Here is a 13,298-nt window from a genome sequence, read left to right as displayed (position 1 = left end):
GGTATACGTTATTGTTTCAATAAATGATGCGCAGCAAACATAACCCGTTCATCATTTGCACAATTTATAATTAATTTAGTACGGATGGATAGTAAACAGATAGCACATCTCCGCCTCATAAACCAGCAACTAACGCAACCACAATTAACTAAAGCAGCAGATCTCGTTAGCTGGATGGGCTGTATCCAGTCACAGGATTTTGCAGGCGCTAAATGGGCAATTGCAAACCGGGTGCAAGGTTTAACCGACCTGCAAATTGAGGCAGATTTTAACGCCGGTAAAATATTACGTACCCACATACTAAGGCCTACCTGGCACTTTGTATGCCCCGAAGATATTGGCTGGATGCTGCAACTTACCGCTCCACATATCAAGGCCATGAGTAAAAGCATGCACAAACAGCTGGACATTAACCAGGATACGCTTAATAAAAGTAAAGACATCCTGATTGAAGCCCTAACAGGCAACAAGCACTTAACCCGGCAGCAATTGTTACCCTATTATGCTGAAAAAGGGATTAATACAGATGACATCAGGCTCGGCATTATTTTGATGGATGCCGAACTGGACGGACTGATTTGCAGCGGCGCTAAGCAAGGTAAACAGTTTACCCATGCTTTATTGCATGAAAGAGTTAAATCCACATCGACATTAGATCGCGAAGCCGCTATTGCCGAACTGGCCAAACGATATTTTTACAGCCATGGGCCAGCCACCCTTCAGGATTTTGCCTGGTGGAGCGGGTTAAATTTAGGCGACAGCAAGCACGGCTTAGCAATGAATAAGGAGGCTTTAGCTTCTGAAATTGTAAACGGACAAACTTATTGGTTTTACGGTGAGGCAGAAAAGCAATCTAACAAAAGTAAATCTGCACAGTTACTACCCGCTTTTGACGAGTACACCGTTGCTTATAAAGATCGCTCGAGCGTGTTATCAACCGATTATAATAAAGCCACAGGTAATGGCATATTTAAACCGCTTATTATCATCGATGGCCAGGTAGCCGGGATCTGGAAACGCAGCCTTACTAAAAATAAGGTAATAATTGATCCCGAACTGTTTAAGCCCATCGATAAACGCGCTCAGCAGAAATTAATGTCAGAAGCCAGGCGGTTCGGCAAATATCTCGGATTAGCACCTCAGGTTAATGGATTCAATGAAGAATAATTACACCACCACTCTATTCACCAACTCTGCCTTATTGATAAAGGCCTCGATGTTATTGTAGGTGGTAGTAGCTATCTGCTCCATAGCTTCTTTAGTAAAAAATCCCTGGTGCGAGGTTATCAATACATTAGGGAATGAGATTAACCGGGTGATCAGATCATCCTGAATAATACCTTCAGAGTTATCTTTGAAAAACAAGCCACCCTCCTGCTCATAAACGTCTAAACCTAAATAGCCCAACTGGCAATTTTTTAAGGCTTCTACTACATCCTTAGTGTTAATAAGGCCGCCGCGACTGGTATTAATCAGCATGGCACCGTGCTTAAACAACTTTAAGGTTTCTTTATTGATCATGTGCTTGGTACTATCCATTAGCGGGCAGTGTAATGAAACAATATCGGCACCGGCCAATGTTTCTTCCAGCGTACCGTAAACTACGCCTAAAGCTTTCAGTTGCTCATCAGGGTAAATATCGTACGCACTAATCTGGCAGCCAAAGCCCTTTAATATATTGCACAGCGCCTTGCCAATATTACCGGTACCGATAACGGCTACCTTACGGTTATGCAGATTAAAGCCCATTAGTTTTTCGAGCGAAAAATTGCCTTCGCGTACCCTGTTGTAAGCTTTATGTGTTTTACGGTTCAGTGTTAGAATAAGCGCCATAGCGTGTTCGGCAACGGCTTCGGGCGAGTAGGCGGGCACACGCAGCACAGGTATATCTAAAGCATCAGCTGCCTTTATATCCACATTATTAAACCCGGCGCAACGCAGTACAATCAGCTTTACACCATTAGCTTTCAGGGTTTCTAAAACTGTTTTATTAACCACATCATTCACAAACAGGCAAATAACATCATAGCCTTTGGCCAGTATGGCGGTTTGTTCATTTAATGCATCAACAAAATAGGTGAGTTGATGGCCTGTATTAAACTCATTAAAATAATCCTGATCATATTGGCAGGCACTGAATAGCGCTATTTTCATGGCAGATGATGTTTTAGGCACTTACGTTTTTATTCTGGCTTTCAAGAGACTGCATGTACTCTGATGGTGAGATACCCGTTAACTTCACAAACGACCTGAAGAATGTTGTTCTGGAGTTAAAGCCAACTTCCCAGGCGATACCTTCTAACGATAATTTCTCCCATTCGGCACTGGTAATATTGGTTTTCATGTACTCAATACGTTTCAGATTAATAAAATCCTGAAATGGCAGGTTAAACTCGTGGTTAATGAGGTAAGAAAGGTGATGCGTTGGGATGGATGTTAACTGCGAAAGATCTTTGATGGTAAAGCCTTTTTTTAGAAATGGTTTCTGCTGGGTAAACAACTCATTTAATACTTGCAAATACTTTTCTTTTTGCTTGTCGCCAAACAATTGAGTTACACAGGGTACTTCTTCGTCTTTGTATTGAATATGGGCCTTTTCAATTGACTGAGTAGTACCGCTTGATTGGTTGATATTATAAAGAATAACCGGGTTTGACAACAAATAAAAAGCAGCAACCAGCAACATAAACGATAAGGTAAAGCCTTGTATCAGATCAGAATTACGGTTACTGTCGATATGCATTTTATTAATCATCGATAAAAAGAACACAATAACCAGCAGCAGGTTAAGAAATTTCAACCAATCTACCACCTTATAATCATAATAACTATCCGGTTTGTTTTTCTGCTGCTCAAACTTAAGGATACAAACTATCTGCATCCCGATATAGAACAGCCATAACAGCATATTTAACGAATATAAATTCTCGATATAATTGAAGGAGGCAACACCGTTATTATCGCGGTTCATTATAACCTTCATACACCCGTTAGGATCTGTAAGGCAAATATTAGTGGCAATGATGATAAAAAGTAAAAAGGGTATAAAATGAAGCAAATCGTACCGCTTTACCTTATGTATGGCGCCAAACGAATTACGGATATATAAATAGGAACACGGCGCTACTAAAAACATAACCGCACGCGACAAAATATACAAATAGGGTATACGGGCTATAAAGCCGGTAAGATAACACAGATCGTTAAATGCACAAATGGTGATACTAATTAAGCTAATGCTTAAAAACAATTTTTGACTAAAATAATTTTTAGTCAGTAATAAGATTAAGGACACTATCAGTCCAATTATTCCGGCAGCAAAAAAATAATAAGGTAAAAATTCAACAATCATAACTTTTGATATTCTTTAAAACAATAGAGGGGCTTATTGTCTATGGGTTTTAAAAACTTAATCAATAATTAGATACAGGCAATATAAGTAACAGTGTTTGAGATTACAAATAAATGACAGTTTAAATTTAAAACATATTTATATGAAGTTGCCGTAAACTCATAAAAAAGATAGCCCGGGTTTATACATAAATTATAAACCCGGGCTACATGTAAAATAACCCGTTGCAACATGCATTCCGTTACACGAACTATTTTTTCCGCAACACTAAATAAGTATAGGGTTGAAAGGTGTATTGGCTGGATAACGAAACATCAGCATTGGTTAAACCATTGGTCCAATTGGTGTTTTGCAGGGCTGTTGGTATGGCATAATTAACCACACTATTACGTGCATTTACTAAAACCAAAACATCATCGGTACCCGATTTTTTCTCGAAAGCAATAACATCAGTATTGTTGTAAACGGTTAATGCCCCGGTTTTAACAGCCTCGCTCCCGCTGCGGAAAGCGATGATCTTTTTGTATTCGGCCGTCATATCAGGGTTGGTTGTCCAGTCAATAGGGTCGGGGCCAAAATAGGTGGTCTTTTTGGCCGATCCTACCTCCTGTCCATCATAGATCATGGGTACGCCATTTAAGTATGCCGCCAAAACAAATGCAGCCAAAGCACCTTGTTTGCCGTTATAAATGGTAACCGTAGCGCCGTCAGACAGGGTTACATCGTGGTTGGTTGTGTAGTGCAGTTTCATACCACCAGCAGCCAGTGTATTATTCTCATTGGTATTGGTGGTGAATATACTGCTTGGCGCTTGTGTGCCTGCAAATATGCCTTTCAAGGTATTGTAAAAATCGAAACCGTAGTTTAACTGAAAGCCTGCAGTAAATTGCTCTGCCTTGCTGCCTTCAGCCAGGAAAATGTATTTACGGTTAGGTATTTTCTTCAATGTATCTAAAGTCTGTTTCCAGAAATCGGCAGGGATCGGGTCGGCATAATCGCAGCGGTAGCCATCTACGTTGGCGGTTAAAACCCAGTATTTCATAGCCCTGATCATGGCGGTACGCATAGCGGTGCTGTTGTAATTCAAGGCAACAACATCAGCATAATTAGTTCCCGGAGGCGGAATCAATGCACCTGATGAATTTTGCTGATACCAGGATTTATTGGCAGTCCAGGCATTATCGGGCGAGGTATGATCGGCCACCCAGTCCAGGATAACCGACATGTTGCGTTTATGCGCTTCTGATACTACCGAACGCAGATCGTCAATTGTACCAAAAGCCGGGTTTACGGCATTATAATCCTTAACTGCATACGGCGAGCCTTGTGGCGCTACCGCATTAACCACGCCAACGGGATAGACAGGCATTAACCATATTGTATTTACGCCAAGCGCTTTAATAGAATCCATACGGGCAATTACGCCCTGCAGGTTAGCTCCCTGACTAAAGGCGCGGATGTTTACCTCGTACATCACAATAGCCTTGGGGTCGGCAACACCGGTAAAAGGTGTGCCGTAAGCCGCAGGGTCTTTATAAGTATCGGTTGGCGGGGGCACAACCGGCGTTACCGGGGCAACGCTATCTTTGCTGCTTTTGCTGCAAGCCATTAATGAGCCTGCCAGCATTGCAGCCAATATAATATTGGGCATTTTAAGTTTTGTGTTTGTGTTGATCTTCATCTTCTAAATCCTCCTCTTCTAATATTTCAGCTGGATGTTACCAGATACATTGCCGATGGTTGCATACTTAACCGGGCAGCTATCGTTATAAAAATGCTCGTGCACATCTGTACTGGCCGCATTCAGGAAAGCATAAGTACCGCTTTTCAGTTTATTTGAGCCTAATGCATTTACGCCTTCAAAGCCATGCATTATCAGTTTAATGTATTTAAAGTGCGATTTGTAACTACCTTCGGCAGCCTTAAATTCAATAGTACGTTTCTGCGGATCGAAGCTGATAGCGCGTTTGTAGAAATCACCTTTCTGGTAATTAAAGCTTTTACCATCATCTTCATAATAAACAATGCTATTGGTTGTGCTGCCATTGTATATATGGATAGCAAGCGTATCGGTTGGTTGCTCGGCAGTAGTTTGTATTAATGACTGCATTGGGATAATGCTACCGCCTTTTACATACACCGGTAATTTGCTGAGTGTTAAAGGAACAATTTTTTCCTGACCGCCTTTTTCTACCGAACCATTGTACAGATCGTACCAGGTGCCTTGCGGCAGGTAAACTTTGCCATACTCTTTAGTGCTTTCGAAAGGCGCTACCAAAAATGCATGGCCAAATTCATACTCATTCTGATAAGTGGCATCCAGCACCTTAGGATCGAAGGTATAATCAATAGCCAGCGACCGCATTACCGGCATGCCTGTTTGGGTTGATTCATAAAACGCAGAATATAGATAAGGCAGCAACTGGTAACGTAAGCTAATGTAATTGCGTGATATATCCAGCGCATCCTCGCCCATCGTCCATGGCTCGGCAGATTTTGCCTGGTTGGCCGTATGATTACGATAGTACGGAATAAATGCGCCAAGTTCCATCCAGCGGGTAAACAACGGGATAGTTGGGTTACCGGTAAAACCGCCAATATCCATCGCCGCAAATGATACGCCGCTCATACCCAAACTGGTTAATAAACGCACGCCTTGCAGCATGTGATCTTCTTCGGCGCGGTTATCGCCCGTCCAGATAGCCGAATAGCGCTGCATACCCGCATAACCTGATCTACTCAGAATAAACGGACGCTCCGGAAAATGCTCTTTCGCACCTTCATAACTGGCACGCACCATCTGCATACCGAAAACGTTGTGTGCCTGTAGGTGATTGGTTTTCTTACCATCATAATCAAACATCACGTTATCGGGGATCTTTTGCCCCCAGGTCGAGAACTCGTTCATATCATTCCAGATCCCGCTTACGCCAGATTTGGCAAAGAAATCAACTTGTTTACGCCACCAGGTACGGCCTTTTTCGCTGGTAAAATCGGTAAAATTGCACCAGCCCGGCCACACTTGTGCAGTGTAGGGCTGACCATCAGGATAGGTAACATACACACTGTCCCTTAAGCCGCTTTCGTAAGCGGGTGCACCTTTTTCTACCTTAATGCCGGGGTCAACAATTACGGTGGTTTTAAAACCGAGTTTATTCAGTTCGGTATTCATGCCTGTCGGGTTAGGGAAACGATCCTTATTCCAGGTGAACAGCTGGTAGCGGTCCATGTAATGAATATCCAGCGTGATGCCATCGGCAGGGATACGTTTTTCGCGCAGGGTATGGGCAATGTGCATTACCTCGGCCTCCGGATAATAGCTGTACCTGTTTTGCTGGTAACCCAACGACCACATAGGCGGCATGGGCATACGGCCTGTTAAATAGGTATATGAGGCAATAATATCAGCAGCGCGTTTATGGTAAATGAAATAATAATTCATCTCCCCTCCCCGCGCACCGAATGATGAGAAACGGTTGTTGCTGGCGCCAAAGTTAAAATCGCTCTGGTAGGTATTATCCAGAAACACACCATAGTTTAAGCCATGGTGAATACCGATATAAAACGGGATGGTTGAATAAAGCGGATCCTGCGCTACGCTGTAGCCGTAAACGTCAGAGTTCCAATGGGTATAGCCGTTGCCTTTACGATCGAGGTTACCTGTTTTTTCGCCAAGGCCAACAAAGTGCTCATCATCCTGCATCTTTTTGTAGGTGGTAACCGAAGTGCCCACCCAAGATGTGTTGAGGCCGTGCTCATCTTCATTAATCACCTTGCCATCAGGCGTATAAAAAGCGATAGAGAATGGTTGTTTCTGGATAACAGCTTTTAATGAATCGGTAACTACATCAATCTCTTTATCGTTTTGTGTAATGTTAACTTTTGAAGGTACAACCTTGCCCACAACGGCATAAGAGAAATCTTTATCGAACGGTTTATTATCCATCCGCACCCTGATGATAGAAGGCGTATAAACGGTTACTTCGGCATAAGCATTACTGGTTTTAATATTAATCTTTTGTCCCTCTGTTTGTACCGAAACAACAGGCCCCGTAGGTGTTATGCCGTTTTGCTGGGAAAATCCCTGTTGTACACTTAATAAAGCAGCAAACAGCGTAGTAGCAAAGTAATGTATATTCATTGTTTAAAAAACGATTAGCAGCTTTTGGGCTGCTAATCGCGGGTTTTGATGGGTTATTAATTTTTAACTACCGTGTACAGGTATTTTTTAGGTGTGTTTTGGCTCATATCAATAGTCACGGTATAATTACCGGCGGTATTGATGGTAATTGCGCCATCGGTTTGAATGAGGTTACCGCTTAGGGCATTGCTATCGGCCGGGCCGTAGTTAATATCCCAGGCATCATTAGCGCGGAATTTTAACGCGCCCGGTACCAATGCAACCGTTACACTCCAGGTTTTAGTGCCCTGGTTATAAGTCATTGGGGTTGATGAATCCCAGGCATGCGGGGTAGCCGTACCAATAACACCGAACGAGTTAATTAAAACTGCCGAGTAAGTAAGGGCTGATATATCCACATTCAGTTTATAATAGCCTGCCTGCGCAACCTTAACACCATCGGCGTTACCATTGGTGGTCAGTTTGCCGCCACCTGCATCGCCATAGTTAATGTGGTTAAAGTCGGGCGCAGTGGTAAACTTAAACTGATTGGTATTTGTGATGTAAACATAACCTTCGTAAGCAAACGTAGTAACCGGGTATATCATCGCTGCAGCAGCCGGATTCCATCCCTGGTAATCGCCGGGCACATATAGCTGAGGCGGAGCCAGTTCTTTATAGGTGGTTACATTTAACTTGGTAGTTGCCGAGTAAACGGTATCCTTACCATAAATGGTCGACCCTACCCTCATTTCGATAGGCGAAGCTGCGTTGGCAGGCAAGCCCAAAGTGTTTAACACGGAGTTATTTAATGCCCCGTATGTGAAAGAAAGGGTATCAACATTGTTTGTACTGCCCAGAGTTGCCCTTTTAGCAAAATTAGAACCCGATGTACCTATTTGTACAAAGTAGGTTACTACTGCTTGCACACCGTAATCGGCGCTGCTCCATTTAACTTTGAGTTGTTGGGTGGAGTCGGCCGGTGTAACCACAATGGACGTACCCACTGTTGGGGCCGACATAACCGGCGCTTTTATATTTGATGATACCGTAGCCCGTTCTTCTTTTTTACAGGCAGCCAGTAATACAACAACCATAGCTGTTGTAAGTATGAATAGCTTTTTCATTTTAATTTGATGATTAATAGCCTGGGTTTTGTTTCAAATTAGTATTGATCTGACGGTCTGATGCCGGGATTGGGAATATATTAAGGTGCGCATCTGTTGCTGTACCGTTTTGTGTATTCCCTTTAAAATCCCACAGATAGCTACCGCCGGTAAACAAACCAAAACGGATCAAATCTGTACGTCTTAAAGCTTCCCAGTACAGCTCACGGCCACGCTCATCAATCAAGAAGTTTAATGTTAACTGTGATGCATTGATATCGCCTGTGGTGTTGCCATAAGCACGTTCCCTGATCTTGTTGATATAACTCAACGCTGTACCTGCATCACCGCCGCTGCCGCCACGCAATACGGCCTCCGCATAGTTCAGGTAAATCTCAGAAAACCTGAACAGCGGAAAGTCCGTATCAACAAAAGTGCCGTTACTACCCGGTACACCAGCCGAAGTCACGTTTTTAAACTTGGCACATAAATAACCTTGTGTAAAAATGGTTGGGTTGGTAATATTTAAGGTTTGGCCGGCAGTATAGAAAATAGCCCGTTTATCTGTATTGCCACTCGGATCAGCAAATTTGTTTACAAAAGTGGTGGTCATACGGTTACCCGCCCAGCCGCCTGATGCAATACCGAACATGTTGGTAGCATCTTCAGAACCACCAACCGCTGCGTGGATCACGAAGGTCATGTCGCCATAGCTTTGGGTATTTACGCCATCTTCGGCAATCGGCATAATAATTTCATCACGATAACCATTGTTATCAGCCAGGAAAAGATTAGGATAGCTGCTATGTAAAGCGTATTTATTTGCACTGATGATTTTGTTGCAATACGTAATACAATCGCTGTTACGCTGTGTTCCTGTGTAAACCTGTGCGTTCAGATATAACCTGCTTAGTAAAGCCCAGTCTGCGGCTTTATCGGCACGGGCATATTCGTTTGCTCCCGGGTCATATAGATCGCCCTGGATGGCAACCAACTCAGATTCTACATATTTAAACAGATCGGCACGTGCAATTTGTTTTGGTGTAAACGTACCCGGCAGGTCTGCTTCTGTAGCAAACGGCGGGTTACCAAACAAATCCATAGCGATGTAGTAGTAGTATGCTCTTAAAAAGCGGGCTTCGGCCAAATAATGGGTTACATCATCTTTTAACGGACTTTGTAACGAGCCTAATTTAGCCTGCACATCGCGGATGTACTCGTTGCAATAAGCAATATTGATAAACAATCGCTCGTACATCAATTTTACGTACAGGTTGTTATCAGACCAGATACCACCGTGGTACTCTACTAAACCACCATCGCCCCAGGCGTTAATACATTCATCTGTAGTTACTTCCTGTGCTGCCCAGTACTCGCGCAAAAATGCAGTTGTACCTTCGTCTGATGCCTGGATCTCTGGCAAACCTGCCTGTCCTTTCTGGCCGGTAAGCGCCAGTGAACCGTATAATTTGGCCAGGAATTGTTTATAAGATGCCGGATCATCAAACACTGTTGTAGACGTACTTACCAGCGGATCTATTGGTTTGGTATTAAGGTCTTTGGTACACGATGTGGTAACCAAAACCATTACTACCGCTTGTATAATTAATATTTTATAGCGTTTCATTTCTCTTTAATTAAAAGTTAGCATTTAAACCCAACTGGAAAATACGGGCACGTGGGAAGAAATTGTTATCTATACCACCTGCTATTTCCGGATCTAAGCCCTTGTAGCCTGTGATTACAAATACGTTTTGTACACCGGCCGTAACACGCAGTTTCAGTTTATTCTTTACGTAGTTAGGGAAAGTGTAACCCAGGTTCATGTTATCCATCCGGAAGAATGACGCGTTCTGGATGTAATAGTCTGAGTAAACGGTTTGCAGCGCGTTGGTAAATTTGGTATCGTCTGCAGCTTTTGTCTGGTTAGACAAGTAACCTAACGAAGAGTACAGACCGCGATAGGTACTACCCGCTGCAACGTTGTTATAGTTGTAGTTACCCAGGCTTAATCTGCCAGAGAAAGAGAAATCAAACCTTTTGTAGGATACACGCGAGTTGATACCCATTAGCACCGTAGGATCGGGCTTTTTATAAAGGTATTGGTCGGCGCTATTAATTTGGCCGTCTTTGTTACGATCTACATAACCGTCTTCAAGCGGTGTTCCGTTTGCATTGTAGATCTGCTGGAATACATAAAACGAATTGATTGGTAAGCCTACCTTATCTGCCTGTATAAGCCCCGATGTAGTACCTGCTATGTTTGAAAATTGATTAGTGTATATAAAATCACTATCACCTGAGCCAACCAGTTTGGTTACCTTGTTTTTATTGTAGCTAACGTTGTAGCCTAATTGCCAGTTCCAGTCTTTGGTATTAACAACTGTTGCATTCAGGTTTAACTCCACACCTTTATTGTTCATATCAGCAAGGTTCTGTAACAGCGTGGCAGAAAAGTTACTTAATGCCGCAACGTTGGTAACAATAAGCAGGTTAGAGGTATTTTTGTTATAAGCATCGATACTACCGGTTAAACGGTTGTGGAAGAAACCAAAATCGATACCGATGTTAGCTGTAGTGGTCGATTCCCATTTAATGCCCGCATCATAACCTTCTGGTCGTAATGTATTATAAAACGTTTGGCCGAACTGGTATCTCGAACCGTTATCACTTTTGGTGAAACGTGCCTGGTAAGGATAGTTGTTGTTATCGCCCAGATCCTGCTGACCGGTTTTACCATAACCAACACGGAATTTCAAATCAGAGAAAGTGTTACTGCCTTTCATAAAATCCTCATCAATTACACGCCATGCAAATGCACCAGCCGGGAATAATCCCCAACGGTTATCGGGCGAAAATTTAGAGGTACCATCATCCCTTAACGTTGCGGTTAAGATGTAACGGTTTTTATAAGTATAGTTTACCCTGCCGAAGAATGAAGCCAGGTAATACTCGGTTTTGTACGGCGCAGCCGGATTAAAAACAGTGCCATTGTAGTCTGACGACTGTGAATTACCCTCTGTATAGAAATGCGACCATGAGTAACCTCCCGTAGCATCCAAAGAGCTTTCGATCGATTTAAAATCTCTTTTATAATTCAGATAAGCATCAAACAGCTGGTTGCGGTTAGTAGTGTTGTAGGTAGATCGCTGACCGCCTGAAGCAACCGGGATATAAACCCATTGCGTACTATCCCTAACATTATTATGGCCAAAAGTTTCGGCATAATCATAACCTAAGTTTACATTGGCATGCAGGCCAGATACACCCGGAATTTTATAATCAAATTGTGCGTTACCAATACTTCTGCGCGAAGTTGATTTGTTATCGGTTAAATCCAAACGGGCTACCGGGTTGGCAGTAGCCAGTGTAACCGGGTCGCCGTTAATGTTGGTGTTGCCGTTGGTAGTCCAGGTGGTATAACCCCTCCAGCGGGTATTGCCATTATAAACAGTTTGGGTGGGGTCGTAATTAACCGCGCTGCCCACAGCAGCCTGATCGGCAAAGTTGTTGGTATTGTAAAGGCCTTTAATGTTGATGTGGATGTTCAGTGTATTTTTAAACAAGCTTGGGTCTAAACCAATAGCCGCTGTAGTACGCTGAAAATTGTAGGTTTTTAAGATACCATCTGAATTGTTGTACCCGATAGATACGCGGTAAGGCATATTTTTAGCCGAACCAGAGAAGCTCAGGTTTTGATCTTGCCCGAAAGCTTTTTTATAGATCTGATCCTGCCAGTTGGTATTGGCTTTACCCAGCAACGAAGTAACGGCAGTTTGCCCTGCATAAACGTTATTTACCAAAGCGCGAAACTCATCGCCGTTGTAAATAGAAACTTCTTTAGGCAAAACAGATAATGAAGTGGTTACATTATAACCTATTGTGAATTTTTTGCCGCCACGTTTAGTGGTGATTAAAATAACACCGCTTGAACCTCTTGAACCATAAATGGCCGTTGCCGAAGCGTCTTTTAACACAGTTACGTTCTCTACATCATCGGGGTTAACGGTTGCAAGCATATTAGATGTACCACCAATGTTTACGTTGCTCATTGGCACACCATCAATCACAATAAGCGGGTTATTGCTGGCACCGATAGACGTAGTACCACGTATTTTGATGGTAGATGTATTACCCGGCGCACCGCTGTTTGAGGTAATGGTTACACCCGGCAATTTACCTACAAGCGCATCCTGGATAGAGTTTACGGCACCTTTGTTAAGGTCTTTGGCAGTAACTACATCGAGCGAACCTGTTGCGTCGCTCTTACGCACCGTGCCGTAACCGATAACGGCCACCTGCTCCAGTAATACTGATGCCGATTTAAGTTGCAGGTTAACATTTGTTGTTGCTGTTACGGTAACCGGCTGCTCCATCTGCTGGTAACCTATGAAATGTACAACAAGTACCTGTGCGCCCATTGGCACCTTAACTAATTTAAAATAACCATTTGCATCGGCAGCAGCACTATTAGTGGTGCCTTTTAAAGTTACCGTAGCGCCCGGAAGGGGCAAATTTGATTCGTCGATTACCCGGCCTGATATTGCTCCTGTTTGGGCCATAACCCAGTTGGATAAGCAAATAAAAAGCACCAGAAATCCGTACCTTAATAAGTAAATCTGTTTCATTAATTGGTGTTGTTTAAAATTGGTTTTTCGGATCTGGAATTGGCGCCAAATCCGAATCAAAGAAAAGCTTGTAACATGCGAATTACAATACT

Annotated in this window: 8 protein-coding genes; 1 reads left to right on the top strand and 7 read right to left on the bottom strand. The window is 43.0% G+C overall.

What is annotated here, in order from left to right; translation table 11 throughout:
* The first annotated feature begins 84 nt into the window (after positions 1-84).
* A complete protein-coding gene (locus PQO05_RS09650; protein WP_273632528.1) occupies positions 85-1,167 on the top strand; it encodes a winged helix DNA-binding domain-containing protein in 1,083 nt (360 codons plus the stop codon).
* On the opposite strand, the gene PQO05_RS09645 is transcribed toward PQO05_RS09650, so the two are convergent.
* The 7 genes from PQO05_RS09645 to PQO05_RS09615 form a co-directional block, all read right to left on the bottom strand.
* Positions 1,168-2,154: a 2-hydroxyacid dehydrogenase gene (locus PQO05_RS09645; protein WP_273632527.1), complete on the bottom strand. Its 987-nt coding sequence runs from the start codon at positions 2,152-2,154 to the stop codon at positions 1,168-1,170.
* A gap of 13 nt (positions 2,155-2,167) precedes the next feature.
* Positions 2,168-3,352, bottom strand: coding sequence for a helix-turn-helix domain-containing protein (locus PQO05_RS09640; protein ID WP_273632526.1), 1,185 nt, complete (start codon positions 3,350-3,352; stop codon positions 2,168-2,170).
* Between the two features lie 250 nt (positions 3,353-3,602).
* Positions 3,603-5,033, bottom strand: coding sequence for an alpha-amylase family glycosyl hydrolase (locus PQO05_RS09635; protein ID WP_273632525.1), 1,431 nt, complete (start codon positions 5,031-5,033; stop codon positions 3,603-3,605).
* 18 nt (positions 5,034-5,051) lie between these two features.
* Positions 5,052-7,493, bottom strand: a complete 2,442-nt coding sequence (locus PQO05_RS09630; RefSeq protein ID WP_273632523.1) for a glycoside hydrolase family 31 protein — start codon at positions 7,491-7,493, stop codon at positions 5,052-5,054.
* 56 nt (positions 7,494-7,549) lie between these two features.
* On the bottom strand, positions 7,550-8,599 hold the full coding sequence (locus PQO05_RS09625) for a SusE domain-containing protein (RefSeq protein WP_273632521.1): 1,050 nt from the start codon (positions 8,597-8,599) through the stop codon (positions 7,550-7,552).
* Between the two features lie 13 nt (positions 8,600-8,612).
* Positions 8,613-10,205 (bottom strand): RagB/SusD family nutrient uptake outer membrane protein, encoded by a 1,593-nt coding sequence (locus PQO05_RS09620; protein ID WP_273632520.1) that lies wholly within the window; start codon positions 10,203-10,205, stop codon positions 8,613-8,615.
* 10 nt (positions 10,206-10,215) lie between these two features.
* On the bottom strand, positions 10,216-13,206 hold the full coding sequence (locus PQO05_RS09615; RefSeq protein WP_273632519.1) for a SusC/RagA family TonB-linked outer membrane protein: 2,991 nt from the start codon (positions 13,204-13,206) through the stop codon (positions 10,216-10,218).
* Positions 13,207-13,298 lie beyond the last annotated feature (92 nt).

This window comes from Mucilaginibacter jinjuensis (genome assembly GCF_028596025.1).
Classification (GTDB): domain Bacteria; phylum Bacteroidota; class Bacteroidia; order Sphingobacteriales; family Sphingobacteriaceae; genus Mucilaginibacter; species Mucilaginibacter jinjuensis.
Note: the sequence above shows the minus strand (reverse complement) of the source record. Positions and strands in the feature narration are given on the sequence as shown.